An 18,906-nucleotide genomic window follows, 5' to 3' on the forward strand; every position below is an offset into this window, starting at 1 on the left:
ATAGTTCCTATTTACAGAATTTGTTCAATAATTTTATTGCTGCTCCATCAACTTTTGAATATGTAAATGCTTCCCTCTCTAAGTACATAACCTCCTTTGAATTTCTACTATAAACATTATGAGATAAGTTTAAATTTATTTCCTTTGAAAACTCAAGTGGAAGACCTATTCTTTTTGGGAAATTTTTTCTTGAACTCGTAGAACAACTTTGTGCGACATGAATAATTTCATGACTTAAAACATCTAAAAATGTTGGAGAACCCATACTAATAACTTTATAATCAATTACAATTTGCTCTTTGTTTGGTATCCAAAGACCAAGAGCTCCGCTTTCTATATAACTGAGGGTATTGTTGATTTTTAATTCATTTATCTTTCCAAGGAGCATTTTTATATTTTCCCTATCTTTTTCATAAAATTGGCTCCCTAATGAAACTCTTTTTTTTATTTCTTTGAGGGATAAGTCACCTTCTCCAGGCTTTTTTATATAACTATAGTAAGACCCACCATCTTTACTATAATTTAATTTAGGAGTTAAATTCTTATCAGATTCTAATAATCTAACCATTAGATTATTAATATCGATTGATTCGATTTCTTTATAAACTTTCGAATTCCCTTTGTAGTTATTAGGGAGATTTTTACAAGAAGATAAGAAAAAAATAAAAAGAAAAATAAAGAGGCTCTTAATCTTAGAAGGTTTAATTGACATTAATTTTTATAATTAAGAAAGTTAAAATATACTGATTTAAAATTCTTGTATCCAATGTAAGATAAAATTTTAATTTCGCACAATAAAATTTTGTAGAATATTCTAATATATTCGTTTTTTGAAAATTCTCTATTGCTAAATTTGTAATTATTATATGTTAAGTATAAATTATTGGCATGTCTAGATATTTTTGGGTAAAACTTGCCAATTCGTAAAGATAAGTTCTTTAATGTTTCTCCTTTTTTCTTTTTAATTCCATATGAGCCAAGTATGTCAAAGTACCGGTCTAAATTTATCCTAATCAAATTCTTATTAGCAAAAGATATATTACTAAGTAACAATAAAATTACTGTTAATAAAATGAATAATGCTATTAAAAATAGACTTATTAAATTATTAATTATTTTGTTTTCTGAAAATGATATTTTATTTAACTGTATGTTTATTTTATCAAATAAATTATTAAAACTAATTTCGATTCTGGATAGATTATTTAATAAATTCAGATTTATATTTCTTGAAAACTTGTTGAAGTTAGACTTTTCGGTTTTGAATTCTAATAGAGAATTTTCTATTCTTTCTGGAGAAACCCATGCAGTTGGATCGATTCTTATCCAACCCTTATCTTCTATCCAAATCTCATTCCAAGCATGAGCATATGAATTGTCAATCAAAATATATTGTTGATTTTCATGATTCCTAAATATTTCACCGCCTTGATAACCAATTACGACTCTTGAAGGTATGTTGGCATAATTCATTAACAAAGCAAAACTTCCAGCAAAATGCTCACAGAAACCTATCTTCTTCTTAAAAAGAAAGTCATCATACGGCGCATTTTTATTCATTAATCCTGGATTTATTGAGTAAGTTAAATTAGCTTTTAAAAACCATTCTTTAGCCTTCTCGACTATTTCATATGGATTGGATGATTCTTCTAACCACTTTCTAGATAAGTTATAGAGCTTTTTGTTGTTAGAACTTATTGCATCAAAACTTATTTTTTTAGGTGCATTTTTTCTCCATGAATTATTTGAAGGTATTACTTGATATTCTTCTCTTCTTTTTAGTATCTCTTCACTTAATAGTGTCCCTTTATCTGTTATTTGGAGTTTTTTGGTAATCAAATTACCATTCCCACTCCAAGGCCTTTGTTTAATATAATTTGGCTCTAAAATCCATTTCTCATAATCTAATATCTCTTTATCTTTAGAAATCCCTGGGAATTTATAGGTTTGAAAATATTTATCATCGTATTTTTTTGTATTCATTACCCAAGTATTATTCTCAAATTTGTCTAAAACAAATACTCTCCAGTATCGATTCTCTGATCTTGGAAGTTGATTTTTAAAGAAAATTCTTCCAACTAAATCTTCAGTTTGAGCAAGTGAACTTATATCTCCTGGTCTTAACTCATTACTTAGCCCCGTTTTGGCTAATGTTGTTGTATTAAACTTTAACCAAGGCTTAGGAGTAGGAATAGCAAATATAGAAATTAATGTAATTGGTAATAATAAAAGTAAAAGAAATAATTGTTTTATAAAATTCTCACTTTGGTATTTATTTAGACTTAATAAACTATATAAAACTAAAAAGAAACAAAATAGATTTATTGTATTACTTGCAAAAGAAATATTGAATAATGCTGTTGTGCCAATACTTAATAACAATAATATAATTATATTTTTAACATTTATATTGTTTTTAACTTCTATTAATTTTATTGATGTAAGTAACCACAAAAGATTATTAAGAGCTGTGAACCAAATATCAAAATTATTTATAACAGCAATATAAGCATTAATTCCCCAAAGTAATAGTTCAAATAAGGCAATTGTATTTATACTCTTTTGACTTAGTTTTGGGAAAGTTGCAAAATATAAATTAGTCGCTATGAAGATAGTATTAATTATTAATAAATTTTTTGATAGTAATAAATTAAGAAAAATAATTAAGTAAACGATTAATATGATTCTCTTGAATTTCTTCATTAGTTAAACATGGCTAATGTGGTAAGACATTTCAAATAATGTTTATCTCCGCTATCAGGGCTAATGTAATAGTCTTTTGTCAGTCTAAGGCCATAAATTTTATTATTTATATATTGATTATGGATTTCAAAAGACAAATGTTCAAGAGATTCTTCTAGGGGCAAGTTTTCATTTAGAACAAGCCATTTATATTCTGAAGTTGAGCTATTAAACTTCTTGGATAAAAGATTTTTTGATCGAGCGAGAGATTTCCAATGAATCAATGATTTCTTTTCACCTTTTTGATAGTATGTGACCTCGTTTAGTTCATCACCTGTATTATTCTTTAATTCGTTACTTTGTGACTCGTTATTATTAGATATGTATTCAACCTTTAAGGGGCCTTTCTTTTTTTCAGGTGCAACTATTAATTTATTGCATGGTTTCCAGTAAAACCAACAATTAAATAAAGATAGGGGGGAAGATGAAATTCCATAAATAGTATCTGGATTATAAATCCCTCTTTGTTTCTTCTCTAGGATTAATGATTTTTTTATTTGTCCCTCAACTTTTTCTATTAAAGTAAATTTATTTCTTTTACCGATAAATTTTATTTTGATGTTTTTTCTATAGGTATTTGAATTAATAATAATTTCATAATAAATATTTGAATTTGCAAAGAATATTCTTTGATTTGTGGAAGTTAATTCTAAGCCATGAATATTAAAGTGAGTAAGGAATAGGCTTATAATCATTACTGTTAGCATTAAATAAGAAATGAAAATTGTGAAATTAATCTCTAAATTTGTTCCTAAAATATATAAAACAATTGTTGCTAGTATCCAATAAAATCCGAATAGATTTGGGAAAATATAGAGACTATTAAAACCAAGTTTTATATTTTTAGATTGTGTTGTAAACCTTTTATAAAACCAATTCTTTTGATTAACGAATTGCATCTACTTTTCTCAAAATGTTTTCTGAGATTAGAACTTCTTCTTTGAATCCATTATCTAATCTGTGCTCTGTAACTGAACTAAAAATAAACTGTACATGATCTGGGAGGATTGTTTTATCACCTTTGATAAAGGCACATGCTTTCGATGCATTAACAATTCCAATTGCTGCTCTGGTACTAAGACCACCACTTTTTAATTTTCTACTTTCTGCGAGTAAATCTAAAATATACTCATATAATTCATCTGAGAACTCTAAATTATCAATATAATTTTGAATTTCTAGGAGATCTTGAATAGAAATTATTTCGTTTATAGAATCTACTAAAACTTTTTTTCCCTTTAAAATCCTTTTTTCAGAATCTCTAGAAGGTGTCCCAAGTGAAATTCTCATCAGAAAGCGATCTAATTGTGATTCTGGTAAAGGAGAGGTGCCAACTTGACTGAGTGGATTTTGCGAGGCAATTACAAAAAAAGGAGTTGGTAATTGCATTTGTTCTCCATCAACATTAATTTCATTACTATTCATAGCCTCTAACAAAGCGCTTTGGGTCCGTGGACTTGCTCTATTGAGTTCATCAGCAAGTAATACATTGCTAAAGATTGGTCCCTTTTCAAAAATAAAAGATGAGGTCTCAGATTTAAATATATTTATTCCAATAAGATCTGAAGGCAAAAGATCGTTTGTAAAATGAACTGATTTAAAATCTAAGCCAAAAGATTTTGCTAATGCTCTAGATAAAGTAGATTTACCAGTCCCTGGCAGGTCTTCTATTAGCAAATTACCACTAGATAGTAAACAAATTACAGCTAATTCAACTTGTTTTTCATTCCCTAGGATCACATTATTTATTGAACTAATTAGATCCCTTATTTTTTCTTTCATCAGAAATATTGTATTAATATTATTTGTTGGGAAAATTTAATTTATTAATTTTAAATATAGTAGTTTTATTAGGATAAGAAAGTATAGATAATAAAAACATTAATGCAAAAAAATTTTTTATTTTATTTTTTTTTCTTAACTTTAGCTTTTACAGCGCCAATTTTTTCAGAAATCAAGACAAAGGAGGATGCAGATTCTTTCTTGAATACTTACTGCATTAGGATTGTTAATGAGATAGAAAAATCTTATTTAAGGCAATTAAAAGCAGCAAATTCTTCTGATTGGGAGACTTTTGGTAAAGAAGGTGCTTGGATTGGAGGGTTGTCGGATATTTATACCAAATTATGTAAAAACTAAATTCAAAAAAAAAACCTACATAAAGTAGGTTTTTCTTGGACTAAATCTTAAGATTTAGTTTGTGTAAGATTTGCCTCTATAAGTAAGTGTAGTATGTTCTTTTTTTGCAACTTCTTTGTTCTGGACGTACTTTTGTCCTCTGTAAATTAGAGTCATTTTTAAGCTCCGGTTTCGCTTAAGTCCCCGTTCCATGGCTTAAGTCGATCTGCGGCTTGCTAAAAGCAAGTTGAACGTTTTGGTAGCGGTTGCTACAGATTTATAATAACATCTAAGAAAATTGTTTGTCTAGTTTTTTAAAAAATAAACATAATATATTAATCATGAAATTAGTCTTCTAGTTGAAAATATTTACGTTTATCTTTTTAAACTTTCTTACAGGTTACATTTTGTACTTTTTTGAGAAGTATTTTTTATTTAAACGCTTTTTAAATGTAAAATTCTGAATATTATAAAATTTGTTTTATGTTTTCTCAAAGCAAAAAACCTACAAGACAAAGATCTAACTCTGCCAATACACAATGGACTCCATTATTTGCTGACTTACTACCATTTGCAGGCAGAATGAATGAGAAGGTTCAATTAGTAAATGCTTTGGCTTTTACTTTTATTATGGGAATCTCAATTTTTGGAATTGCTCTATGGAGACTCACAGCGCTCACTTAATTATTTGATTTTTGCAAATAATTAATTTTTGATTCTTTATTTTTAATTATTGTTATTAACCATTTAGAGGCCAATCCCCTAGATATTGATCTGTTTTTGAGAAATCTACATATGTATATATGTAGATTTTTTTCATTCTTTGAGTTAAATTTTTCTTCAAAGTCTAATATATCCTCTTCTGATGTTCTTTTTCTTAGCTCATCCACTAAGGCATGACTAGAGGAATCATTAAATAAGTTCCCAATATTTAAGCTTAATGTCATAAATAATTTATGTCCCTATTTAAGAGGTAGCCATAAATTAAATTTTTACAAACTAATTTATATTTTTTATTTACAAATAATTTAAAACTTAATCTTTTGGTTTAGCCAGAGGAAGAAGGCATTTATCTGAATCACAACCTGCTGGACCTGCTTCAGATAGTTCTCCAACATCATATTTATTGAGAGCGTCAAAGAAATCGTTATTAACTTTTCTCTCTATTACTTTATTTTGCAATGATATATATTCCTCTTTACTTATTGGTTCAAAAGGTAATCTCGGGAAAGTTGCGTTGGCACTAAATCGAGCTAGTAATGCTGCCGAAATATATCCTTCATTATTATCTATCGCACTATGAATAGCTTTCGCTAAATCCTCTATTTCATTTTCTCTAAATTCTACTGTTGCAGAGGTGTTATGCTCTGTGTAGAACTTCTGCACTTGCATATAAAAATCAAATTGAGCTAATGCTGAGAAATTATTGATATCAATCTGATCTGCACCCTCTATATTTGCCCAGCTTACTTCTGTTGGGATTTCTACTAACCATTCTGTACATCTTGGATCAAATGGATTATCAAGCAAACAGCCATTCTCATCTTTATCAGATTGAGATGGAACAACTGAATAACCATAATCCATGCATGCTAAAGCGATAGGATCATTTTTCCTAAAAGTTATTCTTCTTATGAATCTTTGAGCCTTTGGCGGATGCCATCCTGGAGCTGCTCCAGTTAGAAGACTTTTAGTCCCAGCCGGCTGAACAGTTGTACATCGGTTTGGTCTTCTTAGATTATGTTTATCACAATATTCCCAGACAGTTTCTTTTACTGTTGTTCTCCATGAGTCTAAGAACTTAGCTTCCTTCTCTCTGAAAGCCTTCCCTTCTTCACTATCGGGCCTACCTGCTTCCCACCACTTTAACCATGGAGTACCAAAGGCATGGACGCAGAAATCAAATAATCCAGTAAAACTAACCCCTACAATGGGGTCATATTCCCTACTTTTTCTATAACGCTCAACTTCAAATTCATGATTAAGTAAGCATGCTACTGAAAGAGCTGCTGCTTTAAATGCCTTTTTCTGCTCTTCAAAATTATCGGGATCAATCTGATTTAAATGAACTTCAGCCAAATTACAGTGAAAATCATTTCCCAAAATCTCCCCACAAGGGTTAAGCCCATATCTACTCATTCTGTGATTTAGCTCTTCTTCAGAAAATGGACCATAACTAGCATTTATCCAATTTCTTGCTTCATCCTTACCTTGTTCTGAGTAAATTTCAATAAATTCCTTTTTCAATTCATCATCTGTGAGAATATCTGCATTTGACCTTGCTATTGCTTCTGGAGCAAATTGAATAGCACCCTCACCTGAATTGAATTGTTTTGTGACAGCATCCAAAATAGTTTGGTAAGAGGGTTTAGTGTGGTAAACCCTGGTATGGTTCGCCATCCTGAGCGCATCTTTTTCAGGATCTATTCTCCAATTACCTTTCTCATCTTGACTCCATAGATTTTCTTTGGCAGATGCTGCTTCCATGTCATCTGAGGCGAACTGTCTCATTCCAGCACTTCTTCTTATATTCCCAGCAACTATGGTTACTGCAGCTTCGTCAATTAATAAACAACACTCTACGGTACTTAACTTCCTACCAATTGCCTTTCCTAGCAGTGAGGCGACTCTAGAGTAGAGATCTTTCAATTTAATAGGATTTGCCATTCCACCAAATCCTTTTAATGATTCACCAGCAGGTCTAATATCTTCCAAGTCAATGTAAACATCAATTTCTCTTTCAAGACTTTCGTTACTTGATGCCTCAAGAAGATATTTATAGCTATCTACCCAACCTCTTCTGCTATCTCCAACTTTTATGTGAAGATCTTTTCCTTTGATTTCTAAAGATGATTTTTCTTCTCTTTTATCTTTAGGAGTTATTCCAACTTCACTAACTGATTTGATATTTATTTTGTTTATTACCGTAGGTAAATTGTTTATAAAATGAGACTCAATTATTGCACCTGTTCCACATCCCATCATTGCTAAGTCCATCATCAAAGCGAAGGCTTCCCAATCAATTAAGTTTGTTGAAGTACAGTTGTATGCTCCTGAGAAATTTTGGTTCTTATTAATCCAAGGAGTTCCCCCAATCCATAGCCATCTCCCTGAAGGTTGGGCTTTTTGGTTACTTTGCATCTCTCTCATTAAGATCAATTCTTCATTAGAAAGTTTTCCTAATTCTTTTAAGCCTGATAAGTTTCTTTCACCTACTTCGCTCCAGTTCTCTCGTTTGCCAGAGGAAGTTTTCCTACTGTAAGATCTAAAAAAAACAGGATAGGCAGCTGGTGCTGTCTTTGGAAAATCATCTTTTTTAAGATTATTGGAGTTGCTCTCTGAAGAAGCTTTATTTGATGCAACAGTCACGATAAAAAATGTATGTAAATAACCCGTAATGGCAGAATAACTCTACCTGTGGCGTCTGCAACTATTCTTACCACTATTTAATGGTTTGTGTAGAATTATGTTTAATATGAAATCTTTGTTTAACAAAGGATATGGAAAGAATCCCTGAACCTGAATTGATGGAAAAAAAAGATCAGGTAATTTCTTATGACGAAGCTGATTTTTCAGAAGGGGAAGTTAAACTAGTTAATCAAATTAATCATTATCTTTTTAGAAAAAATATTTCTTTAAATGAAAAAGATTTAATTGTTGATTTAGGATGCGGCCCAGGAAATATTTCTGAAAAGTTAGCTATTAAATGGCCTAATACTGAAGTAGTTGGCATAGATGGTTCTAAGGAAATGATTTTGAGAGCAGAATATAACAAAGAGATATCTAAGAATCAAAGAAAATTAAAAAATTTACGCTACATCTGTTCTGATATCAAAGACATTAAATTAACTGATTTTTTACTTAAGAAAAAAATTAGTTTACTTGTAAGTAATAGTTTGATCCATCACATTACTCATCTTGAAGATTTCTTTAACACTATAAGAAGTTTGTCTAGTAATAACACTGTAAATTTTCACAAGGACTTAAAAAGGCCATTAGATGAAAATTCCGCCCTAGCACTAAAAATACAATGTTCAAATAAATATAATGAGATTTTGACTAATGATTATTATGCATCTTTAAGAGCTTCATATACTTTTAAAGAATTAAAAAATTTCACTTTAGAGAATGATCTATCTTCTTTAGAAGTGTTTGCAGATGGTGATAAATATTTAATAGTCTATGGTAATGTTTAAGAACAAAGTGTATGGCCCTGAATATTAGATAAATGAGCTTAGGTATTAAAATTTCAAATAATAAAGATATTCTGGATGCGGTAAATAAAAGAAGAAATTTTGCAATTATTTCACATCCAGATGCTGGGAAAACAACACTTACTGAGAAGCTTCTTTTGTATGGAGGAGCTATTCAACAGGCAGGAGCAGTAAAGGCTAGGGGTAATCAGAGAAAAGCCACTTCAGACTGGATGGAACTTGAGAAACAAAGAGGTATTTCAATTACGTCAACTGTATTGCAATTTGAATATGAAAGATCAGTAATCAATTTGTTAGATACACCAGGTCACCAAGATTTCTCTGAAGATACTTATAGAACATTAGCTGCTGCTGATAATGCAGTTATGTTGGAAGATGCTGCTAAAGGATTAGAACCCCAAACTAGAAAATTGTTTGAAGTTTGCAAGATGCGAAAAATACCAATATTTACTTTTATAAATAAAATGGATAGACCGGGAAGAGAGCCATTTTCTTTACTTGATGAAATCGAATCAGAACTTGGATTAAATACTTTACCTATTAACTGGCCAATTGGGAGTGGCGAGGAATTTAGGGGCGTTATTGATAGATTTTCAAGAGAGGTTATTTTATTTGATAAAGCCGTAAGAGGGAAACAATCAAATGAGAAAAGATTAAGTCTTGAAGATAAAGAGCTATCAAAATATGTAGAGAGAGATTTACTTGAGATCTCGCTTGAAGAATTGGAGGTTCTTGATGAGGCAGGATCGAAATTTGAAAAAGAAAAAGTTTTTAATGGCTCTTTAACTCCTGTTTTCTTTGGATCTGCCATGACTAATTTTGGTGTAAGACCATTTTTAGATAGTTTTTTGAAAATGGCCCAAAAACCAACCTCAAGAAATAGTAATAAAGGGGATATTGAGCCTGCAAGTGATGAATTTAGTGGGTTCGTTTTTAAGCTTCAAGCAAACATGGATCCAAAGCACAGAGATAGGGTTGCTTTTATAAGAGTTTGTAGTGGAAAATTTGAAAAGGATATGTCAGTTAAACATTCCAGAACTGGTAAAACAATTAGATTATCAAGACCACAAAAAATATTTGGACAAGACAGAGAAGTAGTTGATGATGCTTATCCTGGTGATGTTATTGGCTTAAATAATCCAGGAATGTTTTCTATAGGAGATACTCTTTACACAGGTACTCATCTAGAATACGAAGGTATACCATCATTTAGTCCTGAAATATTCAGCTGGCTAAGAAATCCAAATCCTTCAGCATTTAAAAACTTTAGAAAGGGTGTGAATGAACTTCGTGAAGAAGGTGCTGTTCAGATTCTTTATGACTTTGATGAGAGCAAAAGAGATCCTATACTTGCAGCTGTTGGTCAACTACAGTTGGAAGTAGTAACTCACAGATTAAAAAGTGAATATGGCGTTGATGCAAATCTTGAATCAATGCCATATCAATTGGCTAGATGGGTTTTTGATGGTTGGCCAGCTATTGAAAAACTTGGAAGAGTATTCAATTGTAAAATTGTTAAAGATTCTTGGAATAGACCAGTTATCCTTTTTAAAAACGAGTGGAATCTAAATCAATTTGTTGAAGATAATAATCACTTGAATTTAAATAAAGTTGCTCCCGTTGTTAGTGGAGTAGAACCAATTGCCTTATAAAGCCTTAATGGATTACAAAATTGGTTAGTCTGTTAGTATAGGGAAAAAATTTTGGATTCAAACAGTAGTAAAAAAAACAATAGCGAGAAATCACCTTTTGAAATTTTAGGTGTAAGTAAAGATGCTGCTTTTGAAGATATTCAGAAAGCTAGAGACATTAAAGTTAAAGAAGCTGGTGAAGATTTGATTTTAAAAGCAAAAATAGAATCTTCCTTTGATCAATTACTTATGGATAGTTTGAAAGCCAGACAATCAGGTAATGTAAGTTTTGCAGCTGAGAGTGCTTCAAAAAAGGAAAAACAAATAAATGAATTTACAAAAAATAAATTTCCACTGCTTTCTAAGATAAAAAATTTAAATAATAACGCTAACAAATCAAGTCAGTATAGCCTTCCTAAAATAACTACCCCTTCTTTTGAAAACCTTTTAGTAAAGTTATCTGTTGGGATATTATTTTTAATTTTTCTATTAATTAGTCCAGATTCTAATATTAGACTATTACTCTCTATATCAACGTTAATACTTACCTATACACAAATTAAATCGGGAAAAAGATTCATAGGTTCTTTAGGATGGAGTGTTACATTTCTTTCAATAGGATTAATATTCGGTGGATTACTTGAAACTAATTCTTTCATTCAGGAAATATCAAATAATTCTTTATCAATACAAAAAGTTCAAAGTATCCCCGCCATGATTATTTTATGGCTGGGCGTAATTTTCTTATGATTAATTTTCTATCATTGATCTGATTTCTTCATAAGTTATCAAATATTTATTTTTACAAAATTCACAAACCAACTCTGCTTTACCCTCTTTCTTGAGAATATCCTCCAACTCACTTTTATCTAGCATTTTCATTGCATTTAAACTTCTTTGTTTGGAACACTTACATTTAAAACTAACTTCTTGAGAACGAGCTTTTTCAGATATTGATTTATCGTCAATATCGGGGAATATATTTCTTATTAACGAAAGGAGATTATCTTTTGACTGAAAAAGGTCTTCGCTGAAAGCATTAATTTCTTTACATCTTTCTTCAAGTAGTGAGACTAATAACGGATCAGTATCTTTTTTTGGTAAAACTTGAGCTAATAGGCCACCACTACAAATAACACTTTTATTTTGAATTTTTTCTCCAATAAATACAGCGGAAGGAGTTTGTTCTGAATGATATAAATATGAAGCCAAGTCTTCTGCAATATTCCCATTTACTAATTCAACAGTACTAGTAAAGGGCTCTCCAATTCCACTATCTCTTATAACATTTAAATATCCTGTACCTAATGCTTTTGTGAAATCAAAAAAGTACTTATTATTATTTGTTTTTACAAGATCTAATTCCAAATCAGGATTCCCTACATAACCCCTAACATTTCCATCTCTTCCTGCATCTACCAGCAATCCCTTTAAAGGTCCGTCAGATCTAACTCTTAAAGTAACTCTCCCATGCATTATCTTCATCGAACTTGCTAAAAGCAGTGAAGCACTAAATGCTCTTCCTAAGATACAGGTGGTTAAATAAGAAAGACCATGTCTTTTTTTAGCTTCTAAAGAAGATTCTGTTGTTAAGACCGCAACTAATCTTATTCCTCCATTAGCTGCTGTAGCCCGAACTATCCTATCCTTCATAATTTTCTTTTATGAAATTTTTGATTTTCCCTTTATCTAGAATGAACATCCTAGAGGGAATGCCCTCAAATAAAGCTGGTTCATGAGTAACAATAATAATTGTTTTTTTATTTTTTAGATCAAGAATTAAATTTTTCACATCATTTCTCATTGACCAGTCTAATCCAGCAGTTGGTTCATCAAGTAAAAGAATTGAGGGGTTTCTAAGTAGCTGAACTGCTACAGCTAATCTCCTTTGTTCTCCGCCGCTAAGTTGTTCTGGTAGTTGAGTCAGATTTAAATTTTTCAAACCGACCTTATTTAAAACTATTGCTATATTTTTTTCTCTTAAAGATTTATGGCCTATTTTTAATTCTTCCCCAATGGTTGTGCCTATAAAGTATCTTTCGGGAAATTGGAATACTACTCCACAAAACCATCTTCTTTGCCTAGAAGATAAAATTTTATTATTCCAAGTAATTTTTCCTTTTTGGGGATTTGTTAACCCGCTTATTATTTCGATTAGGGTTGTTTTCCCGCAACCACTATTGCCGCAAATTAATATGATTTCATTTTCATGAATTTTTAAATTAAGATTGTCTATTATTTTTCTTTCACCAGTTTGAGGTTGATAAGATATTTCTTTTAAATCAAGCATTATTAATTAAATTATAGGTACAAATTTTAATCTAGTAATAACTTACTTATAATAGCCATAGATCTAAAAAACCATTAGTCAATATGAATATTGTTTTTAGAGAAGTTGATCCTTTTAACTGTTGGATATGGATAAGGTTTTCAGAATCACCAACACAAGATGAAAAAAATTATTTAGATGGTGTTTTTGATAGTTGGTACGTTTTAGGAAGATTAGGGGGGTTTAACTCTGAAAATTTGCAAACTCATGAAGAGGGTTCAGATCTCAGTTGGATGTCCTACGATAATGACCAAAAAAATGCATCTCTTCCAGCATTAATGCATAATTTAGGAATTATGGAATATCAAAATTTATGGGCGAGATGTTGGGTTGATTTTGGAACTTCAGATTCGCTTTCAATAGATATTTTAATTAATTCTTTGAATGAGATATCAAATAATTATGTAAAAATTGAAGAGTTAATTATTGGTGGTGAAAATAGTGATTGGGCTATTGAACAACATGAGGATTTGGTTTTCAAAGATTAAATATTTTAAATGGAAGACTTAACAAGATTAATTATTTCGGATGAAAGAATTGTAAATATTAAAAACAATAATTTAAAACTCACTAATGATGAGGCTCATTACATAAATAAAGTCATGAGGATAAAAAATGGTAAAGAAATATTTATAGCTAATGGTGAGGGTTCCTTATGGAAAGCTACAAAAGTTAAGAATGATTATTTACAGATAAGTCAATTAAAAAAACCTTACTTTTTTCAAGAAAAAGAAATTTACTTATTGGGAATAGCTGTTGTTATACCAAAAAGTGGTTTTGAGGATATTTTAAAAATGTGTACTGAGATAGGAATTGATTTTATACAACCATTATTTTCAGAAAGACAGGTCAACAAAAATTTGAATTTCACGAGAAAACTTGTTAGATGGAATTCAATTATCAAGGAAGCAGTTGAACAAAGTGAGAGATTATGGAAACCATCTATTTTAAATGCTATAGATATTTTTGAATGGATAAAAAGTAGAGATAATCAAGAAAGAGTTTCAATTTCCATAACCAGAGAAGATAATTGTTATGACTTAAACCAATGGTTAAAAAAACAGCAAGAATTTTTAAATAAAAAAGGAGGTGTTTTATGGAATGTAATTGGTCCTGAAGGAGGTTGGTCTTCAAGAGAAATTGATTTTTTTAATAAAAATAATAATAACTTTGTTAAACTCTCTGACAATATCTTAAGAACTTCAACAGCTAGTATTAACGTATCTTCAATTCTAAACCAATGGAGAAATGATTTGAAATTAAGGAATTAGATAAAAATGAGTTTGACTACAAATCAATTTTTTATAGGTTTTTGCATTAATTTTATTTTGATTTATATATTCTGCAAGATTCCTTTGATGACAAAAGGTGGGTGGATAAGTGCAGGTATTTTAGGAACTATTTTGTGGGGATGTTTGTCCTGGCAGGGTTGGATATCAGTTGTAATTTATTTGTTGTTTGGCTCTTTAGTAACCAAAATAGGTTATAAATTTAAAAAAGAACAAGGAATAGCCGAAAAAAGAGGTGGGAGAAGAGGTCCTGAAAATGTGTGGGGCTCTGCAGCTACAGGATTATTTTTTGCCATGATGACCAAATTTAATTTTGCTAACTTGGTCTTTTTTAAAATAGGTTTTGCTGCAAGTTTTGCTGCAAAATTGGCGGATACTTTTGGTAGTGAGATTGGGAAAAGATTTGGGAAAGATACATATTTAATTACTTCACTTAAAAAAGTTGAGAGAGGAACTGAAGGAGGAATAAGTTTAGAAGGAACATTAGCTAGTCTATTGGGATCAATATTTATGGCTTTTATAATGCTTTGTCTATCAATTATTTCTACAAAATACCATTTTATAATTGTTGCAGTTTCGGGTTTTTTGGCAACACTTTCTGAAAGTATAATTGGGGCCAAATTTCAAAATAAATATAAATTAAGTAATGAATTGGTGAATGCTATTCAGACAAGCATTGCTTCCATTTTTGCTATCTTTTCACTTATTTTATACTCATTTTTTTTAAATTAAAAATATTAGGAAATACTTAGGAATTCTTCCATTTTGTAAGAATATCCCAGCTCTTCAGTCTTTGGAAAATCCAAAAATGACCTTCGGAATTTAGATGAATTCCATCAGGCGTAATCCAATTCTTACTCCTTTGATCCGAGTACATTTCTCTAAAAGTAGGTAGAAATGGAACATTCTGATTGAGGCATACTTCCTCTATTCTCCTTTCATAAGAATTACAAAAATCATTTGCGTACCATAGACATCCTGCGAACGGCATTTTGTTTTCATCAACCGGCGTCAGACCAAGAACAAAGACATTTGTTTGAGAGCTCATTTCATTAATTAATCTCTCTAATCCATATTCAAATCCATCGATATCTAATTGACGCCTTCCATTTTTCTGCCCAATTGCGGCAGTGTCGTTAAGACCAACATTTAGCAGGATTGCTTTAGGTTTATTTCTTCTTGTTTCTCCTCTAGATGACCACTCTTTTTCCCATCTAGATGAAACTTTTTCTATCCCATCTCCTCTTACTCCAAGTTGATAAATAACTGGCCCACTTTGGTTCTTGGACCAATCTTTTCTTAGCCTCTCACACCATCCGCCACCTTCATTATCTCCCCATCCATAAACTGAGCTATCTCCAATTACAACTAGCTGTTTTGGTAAACTAATCACTATAACTGGAAAAAAATAATCACTTGATTCAACAAAATATATTTACAAATCAAGTTAAACTATTTTTTATTTTACCATTTATTAATTCGCCAACTATTGCGATGGAGCTATAAGCTATCAAAACTTTGATAACCTCTTGCCATGCGAAAGAACTTAGTGATTCTTGCAATTGCCAACCTAGACCGACACTTCCAATCACCCCAACTATTGCAGTTTCTCTAATAATTATGTCAGATCTATAAGCGCAATATGCTAGGTAACTTTTTGCTTGTTGAGAAAATAAGCCTAGAAGCCAACTAGTCTTTTTTGAGATTCCTAAAGATTTCATTGCGATATAATTTCTCTTGTCTTGTATATCTAGATTTTTAAAAAGTAATTTGCTTGTAATGCCAGCATTATGAAGACCTAATGTTAAGGCTGCTAAAGATAAAGAAGGATTATTAAAAGTTAATAGAGTTAGAAGTATTAAAGGTGTAGGTATTAAACGTAATAAAAATGCAAAGATTCTTATAATAATCTTAGAAGTATTGTTGTTGAAAATCCCTATAACTAAAGGAGGTAAACTAATTGCGATTGCTGTCGATAAAAGACTTAAGATTATTGTATCCAATATGAGTCTTAAGAAATCAAATAATTCTAAATCCGAGCTTGATTTAAATAGATAATTAATAGAATGAAAATTTTCAAAATTATTTTTAAAAACAAAATAAAGGAAATATGAGAAAGTAAATAAAATTGTTGTAAAAAAAACTGCAATTAAAGAAATAGATATAATTTTATTCGTGTTGTTAAATTTTATTTTTTTGAATATTACTCTAGAAAGAATTATCAAAATTGCTAAGGACCATAAATAAGTCCATAACTCTCTAAAATTTAAAGTTTGAAAAGATAAAAAAATACTAGTACCTATTCCTCCAAACCCAAAAAATCCTAACATCACAGTACTTCTTATTGAACACTCTAATCGATATAAACCAAAATTTTTAAATGTATTTATTATTGGATTCCATATTAAAGTTAATAAAGAAGAAAATTTAGGAGCATTTATTTGGTTTATGGATTCAAAACTTTTGTAGTCAATAGTTTCTAATTGTTCAGCAAAAACTTTTGAATTTACAGCAATATAAGGAATACATAAAGCTAATATTCCTATTAAAAAATTTATACCATATATTTGCATTAATAATAGTCCCCAAACTAGTTCATGAATGGATCTAATTATTGTTAGAAAAGACTTTATTATGCTGTAGAAAAATTTTGGAATATTAAAAATTTTATAAAAAATATTTGAGGATAATATTCCCAAAATAGCTCCAAAAATAATACTTACTAACCAACTAATAAAACCAACTAATATAGTTTCATTTAATCTATTAATTAAGGTAATAATGATTTCATTATCGATCTTGGGATTAAATGCAGAAATTACGAATTCTTGGAATAAATTAAGTCCTCCAAAATGTAAATTAGTTATTAATTGATACCCTATAGGTATGCAAACCAAAATTGGAAGAAAAGATATTGAGGTATAGTTTAATTTTAATTTATTCAACTAATTAATATAGTTTGTCTAAATGAAACTTCCTTAAGTTAGTTCTTTCAATATTGAAAAGAATTTTACCATCCCTTATCCCAATAACTTTATCGAAATCATTGAGCAAATCTAATCTATGTAATGCAACTAATGTTGTCTTTGGGGATTTTATATTATTTTTATCTACATTTTTTAATAGCAGGTTTTTAATTACTGTTATCAATTTGGGGTCTAAATTATTAAAAGGCTCATCTGCAAGTAATATATTTGATCCTTGAATTAATGATCTAGCTATAGCCACCCTTTGTTTTTGCCCTCCTGAAAGTTTTTTGATATTTTTGGCGTAAATAGAGTGATCAAGGTTACATAATTTCATATATTTATGAGCCTTCTTAAAAGAAATTATATTTAGCAAATTTTTAAAGGCGAAATAAAAATTGTTTTCCGCTAGTAGTCCACAATTAACATTTTGTTCTGCTGAGAGATCTTCTATTAATCTTAAATCTTGCCAAATAGTTGCTATCTTACGTTTCTGCTTTCTATCTAATTCCTCGAAACTTTTGTTGAATAATTTAACCTCACCTTTAGTGGGCTTGATAGTACCATTAAGCACTGATATAAGACTAGTTTTCCCTGAACCACTTTTACCTAAAAGTGCAATTTTCTCACCTGAATTGATTTTTAAATTTACTTTATTTAGAATCAGATTATTTTTGTATTTATAAGATATATTTTTTAATTCTAAGAGAGTATTCTTCATCTAATTTTATTTAATTTCCTCCCGATATCCTCTATATTTTTATACTGTTTTGCTTCTGCATTAATAAATCTTTTTGCATTGAACATATCTAGTATCTTTTTATGTGATTTTTTCTTTATATCTAAATTTAGAATTACGCTTTTAAGTTGTTTGGTAAACCCTTCCCCGAATCTATTTTCAAGATCTCCTTGAGCAACCCAATGATAGTCAACATATTCTGGGGTAATCCAGAATAATTGTAAATTACTAGTTCTTTTGGGATAATTTTTAAGGTTTTTTTCCCAAACTTGTTTATTTAAAGCACCAGCATCAAATGCCCCACTATTAACCAAAGCTATTGTGGTATCATGACTCCCACTAAAACCTGCTTTTTTACCTTTAAAATGTTTAATTTCTACCCCTGCTCGATTTAGGAAATATTCTGGCATTAATCTTCCAGAAGTTGAATTTTTAGAGCCAAAAGTAAATCTTAAATTCTTTAGTTTTTTAAGTCCTTTAATATTTGAAATTGAGTTAAGTTCTAAATTTTTGTTTACTATAAAAACACTTTTAAATTCCTTATCGATATCTCTTTGAGCTATGACAATTGAATTAGGAGTTTGTAATCTTGCTTGAACTCCTGATAAACCGCCAAACCAAACTAAATCTAAATCTTTAGTCCTAAATCCAGTTACTGCTGCAACATAATTAATAACAGGAATGTATTTAACTTCTACATCAAGTTGTTTGGATAATTCTTTTGAAAATAAATTAAATCTTTTGTCCAAAACATCTTGATTTTGATCAGGTATTGCTCCAACTTTTAAAACTTTGGGATTGGAAAATACAGGTGATGAAAAGATAGAAAATAATAGAGATGAACTTAGTAGGAAATTTTTTATCTTAAACATATTTGA

At 30.0% G+C, this 18,906-nt stretch carries 21 protein-coding genes; 8 read left to right on the top strand and 13 right to left on the bottom strand.

The genetic code is table 11. The features are described from left to right. Positions 1–7 precede the first annotated feature (7 nt). Genes HA143_RS03655 through HA143_RS03670 form a run of 4 tightly spaced genes read right to left on the bottom strand, consistent with a single transcriptional unit; the run spans position 8 to position 4,524 of the window. Positions 8–712, bottom strand: coding sequence for a hypothetical protein (locus HA143_RS03655; RefSeq protein ID WP_209083274.1), 705 nt, complete (start codon positions 710–712; stop codon positions 8–10). Then, positions 712–2,703 carry a transglutaminaseTgpA domain-containing protein gene (locus HA143_RS03660; protein ID WP_209083275.1) on the bottom strand — a complete coding sequence of 664 codons (1,992 nt, stop codon included), beginning with the start codon at positions 2,701–2,703 and terminating at the stop codon, positions 712–714. Before HA143_RS03660 ends, HA143_RS03655 begins: the two co-directional genes overlap by 1 nt. Further along, positions 2,703–3,641: a DUF58 domain-containing protein gene (locus HA143_RS03665; protein WP_209083276.1), complete on the bottom strand. Its 939-nt coding sequence runs from the start codon at positions 3,639–3,641 to the stop codon at positions 2,703–2,705. Before HA143_RS03665 ends, HA143_RS03660 begins: the two co-directional genes overlap by 1 nt. Continuing rightward, a complete protein-coding gene (locus HA143_RS03670; protein WP_209083277.1) occupies positions 3,628–4,524 on the bottom strand; it encodes an AAA family ATPase in 897 nt (298 codons plus the stop codon). Before HA143_RS03670 ends, HA143_RS03665 begins: the two co-directional genes overlap by 14 nt. Positions 4,525–4,626: 102 nt before the next feature. On the opposite strand from HA143_RS03670, the gene HA143_RS03675 reads away from it, so the two are divergent. Next, positions 4,627–4,881, top strand: a complete 255-nt coding sequence (locus HA143_RS03675) for a hypothetical protein (RefSeq protein ID WP_209083278.1) — start codon at positions 4,627–4,629, stop codon at positions 4,879–4,881. Between the two features lie 54 nt (positions 4,882–4,935). Here HA143_RS03675 and HA143_RS03680 read toward each other — a convergent pair whose 3' ends face one another. Then, positions 4,936–5,037, bottom strand: coding sequence for a DUF4278 domain-containing protein (locus tag HA143_RS03680; RefSeq protein ID WP_209083279.1), 102 nt, complete (start codon positions 5,035–5,037; stop codon positions 4,936–4,938). A gap of 306 nt (positions 5,038–5,343) precedes the next feature. Here HA143_RS03680 and HA143_RS03685 point away from each other — a divergent pair, with 306 nt between their 5' ends. Continuing rightward, positions 5,344–5,544, top strand: coding sequence for a hypothetical protein (locus HA143_RS03685; protein ID WP_209083280.1), 201 nt, complete (start codon positions 5,344–5,346; stop codon positions 5,542–5,544). On the opposite strand, the gene HA143_RS03690 is transcribed toward HA143_RS03685, so the two are convergent. Then, positions 5,541–5,807, bottom strand: a complete 267-nt coding sequence (locus HA143_RS03690) for an RNA recognition motif-containing protein (protein ID WP_032525935.1) — start codon at positions 5,805–5,807, stop codon at positions 5,541–5,543. The genes HA143_RS03685 and HA143_RS03690 overlap by 4 nt on opposite strands. 88 nt (positions 5,808–5,895) lie before the next feature. Beyond that, positions 5,896–8,229, bottom strand: a complete 2,334-nt coding sequence (gene nrdJ / locus HA143_RS03695) for a ribonucleoside-triphosphate reductase, adenosylcobalamin-dependent (protein WP_209083281.1) — start codon at positions 8,227–8,229, stop codon at positions 5,896–5,898. A gap of 131 nt (positions 8,230–8,360) precedes the next feature. Here nrdJ and HA143_RS03700 point away from each other — a divergent pair, with 131 nt between their 5' ends. From HA143_RS03700 to HA143_RS03710, 3 genes are read left to right on the top strand one after another with little or no spacing between them, the layout of a single operon-like run. Further along, positions 8,361–9,056 (top strand): class I SAM-dependent methyltransferase, encoded by a 696-nt coding sequence (locus HA143_RS03700; RefSeq protein WP_209083282.1) that lies wholly within the window; start codon positions 8,361–8,363, stop codon positions 9,054–9,056. A gap of 32 nt (positions 9,057–9,088) precedes the next feature. Further along, on the top strand, positions 9,089–10,726 hold the full coding sequence (locus tag HA143_RS03705; protein WP_209083283.1) for a peptide chain release factor 3: 1,638 nt from the start codon (positions 9,089–9,091) through the stop codon (positions 10,724–10,726). Between the two features lie 51 nt (positions 10,727–10,777). Then, positions 10,778–11,455 (top strand): CPP1-like family protein, encoded by a 678-nt coding sequence (locus HA143_RS03710; protein WP_209083284.1) that lies wholly within the window; start codon positions 10,778–10,780, stop codon positions 11,453–11,455. Here HA143_RS03710 and hslO read toward each other — a convergent pair whose 3' ends face one another. Together hslO and HA143_RS03720 are read right to left on the bottom strand one after the other, a co-directional pair. Then, the gene (hslO, locus tag HA143_RS03715) at positions 11,456–12,358 is read right to left on the bottom strand and encodes an Hsp33 family molecular chaperone HslO (protein WP_209083285.1); all 903 of its coding nucleotides are present in this window, start codon (positions 12,356–12,358) and stop codon (positions 11,456–11,458) included. Continuing rightward, entirely contained in the window at positions 12,348–12,995 is a 648-nt protein-coding gene (locus tag HA143_RS03720) for an ABC transporter ATP-binding protein (RefSeq protein WP_209083286.1), read from the bottom strand. Before HA143_RS03720 ends, hslO begins: the two co-directional genes overlap by 11 nt. Before the next feature lie 83 nt (positions 12,996–13,078). Here HA143_RS03720 and HA143_RS03725 point away from each other — a divergent pair, with 83 nt between their 5' ends. From HA143_RS03725 to HA143_RS03735, 3 genes are read left to right on the top strand one after another with little or no spacing between them, the layout of a single operon-like run. Continuing rightward, positions 13,079–13,522, top strand: coding sequence for a DUF3531 family protein (locus HA143_RS03725; RefSeq protein ID WP_209083287.1), 444 nt, complete (start codon positions 13,079–13,081; stop codon positions 13,520–13,522). Positions 13,523–13,531: 9 nt separating this feature from the next. Next, positions 13,532–14,305 (top strand): 16S rRNA (uracil(1498)-N(3))-methyltransferase, encoded by a 774-nt coding sequence (locus HA143_RS03730; RefSeq protein ID WP_209083288.1) that lies wholly within the window; start codon positions 13,532–13,534, stop codon positions 14,303–14,305. A gap of 6 nt (positions 14,306–14,311) precedes the next feature. Then, complete coding sequence (locus tag HA143_RS03735) at positions 14,312–15,055, top strand: TIGR00297 family protein (RefSeq protein ID WP_209083289.1); 744 nt, start codon at positions 14,312–14,314, stop codon at positions 15,053–15,055. 16 nt (positions 15,056–15,071) lie between these two features. Here HA143_RS03735 and HA143_RS03740 read toward each other — a convergent pair whose 3' ends face one another. The 4 genes from HA143_RS03740 to HA143_RS03755 are packed head-to-tail and all read right to left on the bottom strand — an operon-like array spanning position 15,072 to position 18,900. Next, a complete protein-coding gene (locus HA143_RS03740) occupies positions 15,072–15,716 on the bottom strand; it encodes a GDSL-type esterase/lipase family protein (protein ID WP_209083290.1) in 645 nt (214 codons plus the stop codon). Between the two features lie 49 nt (positions 15,717–15,765). Further along, entirely contained in the window at positions 15,766–17,268 is a 1,503-nt protein-coding gene (locus tag HA143_RS03745) for a PhnE/PtxC family ABC transporter permease (RefSeq protein ID WP_245210850.1), read from the bottom strand. Between the two features lie 4 nt (positions 17,269–17,272). After that, positions 17,273–18,010 carry an ATP-binding cassette domain-containing protein gene (locus tag HA143_RS03750; RefSeq protein ID WP_209083291.1) on the bottom strand — a complete coding sequence of 246 codons (738 nt, stop codon included), beginning with the start codon at positions 18,008–18,010 and terminating at the stop codon, positions 17,273–17,275. Further along, entirely contained in the window at positions 18,007–18,900 is an 894-nt protein-coding gene (locus HA143_RS03755; protein ID WP_209083292.1) for a putative selenate ABC transporter substrate-binding protein, read from the bottom strand. The genes HA143_RS03750 and HA143_RS03755 overlap by 4 nt, the downstream gene beginning before the upstream one ends. Positions 18,901–18,906: the final 6 nt, after the last annotated feature.

Origin of the sequence: Prochlorococcus marinus CUG1415, from assembly GCF_017696015.1 — a bacterium.
Classification (GTDB): Bacteria; Cyanobacteriota; Cyanobacteriia; order PCC-6307; family Cyanobiaceae; genus Prochlorococcus_A; species Prochlorococcus_A marinus_AE.

What these genes read in the sequence shown, in the direction of transcription:
- HA143_RS03670 (WP_209083277.1), bottom strand. Translation starts at nt 4,524, where the DNA reads ATGAAAGAAAAAATAAGGGATCTAATTAGTTCAATAAATAATGTGATC.
- HA143_RS03720 (WP_209083286.1), bottom strand. Translation starts at nt 12,995, where the DNA reads ATGCTTGATTTAAAAGAAATATCTTATCAACCTCAAACTGGTGAAAGA.
- HA143_RS03725 (WP_209083287.1), top strand. Translation starts at nt 13,079, where the DNA reads ATGAATATTGTTTTTAGAGAAGTTGATCCTTTTAACTGTTGGATATGG.
- HA143_RS03685 (WP_209083280.1), top strand. Translation starts at nt 5,344, where the DNA reads ATGTTTTCTCAAAGCAAAAAACCTACAAGACAAAGATCTAACTCTGCC.
- HA143_RS03750 (WP_209083291.1), bottom strand. Translation starts at nt 18,010, where the DNA reads ATGAAGAATACTCTCTTAGAATTAAAAAATATATCTTATAAATACAAA.
- HA143_RS03690 (WP_032525935.1), bottom strand. Translation starts at nt 5,807, where the DNA reads ATGACATTAAGCTTAAATATTGGGAACTTATTTAATGATTCCTCTAGT.
- hslO (WP_209083285.1), bottom strand. Translation starts at nt 12,358, where the DNA reads ATGAAGGATAGGATAGTTCGGGCTACAGCAGCTAATGGAGGAATAAGA.
- HA143_RS03665 (WP_209083276.1), bottom strand. Translation starts at nt 3,641, where the DNA reads ATGCAATTCGTTAATCAAAAGAATTGGTTTTATAAAAGGTTTACAACA.
- HA143_RS03675 (WP_209083278.1), top strand. Translation starts at nt 4,627, where the DNA reads ATGCAAAAAAATTTTTTATTTTATTTTTTTTTCTTAACTTTAGCTTTT.
- HA143_RS03700 (WP_209083282.1), top strand. Translation starts at nt 8,361, where the DNA reads ATGGAAAGAATCCCTGAACCTGAATTGATGGAAAAAAAAGATCAGGTA.
- HA143_RS03655 (WP_209083274.1), bottom strand. Translation starts at nt 712, where the DNA reads ATGTCAATTAAACCTTCTAAGATTAAGAGCCTCTTTATTTTTCTTTTT.
- HA143_RS03660 (WP_209083275.1), bottom strand. Translation starts at nt 2,703, where the DNA reads ATGAAGAAATTCAAGAGAATCATATTAATCGTTTACTTAATTATTTTT.
- HA143_RS03680 (WP_209083279.1), bottom strand. Translation starts at nt 5,037, where the DNA reads ATGACTCTAATTTACAGAGGACAAAAGTACGTCCAGAACAAAGAAGTT.
- HA143_RS03705 (WP_209083283.1), top strand. Translation starts at nt 9,089, where the DNA reads ATGAGCTTAGGTATTAAAATTTCAAATAATAAAGATATTCTGGATGCG.
- HA143_RS03755 (WP_209083292.1), bottom strand. Translation starts at nt 18,900, where the DNA reads ATGTTTAAGATAAAAAATTTCCTACTAAGTTCATCTCTATTATTTTCT.
- HA143_RS03735 (WP_209083289.1), top strand. Translation starts at nt 14,312, where the DNA reads ATGAGTTTGACTACAAATCAATTTTTTATAGGTTTTTGCATTAATTTT.
- HA143_RS03730 (WP_209083288.1), top strand. Translation starts at nt 13,532, where the DNA reads ATGGAAGACTTAACAAGATTAATTATTTCGGATGAAAGAATTGTAAAT.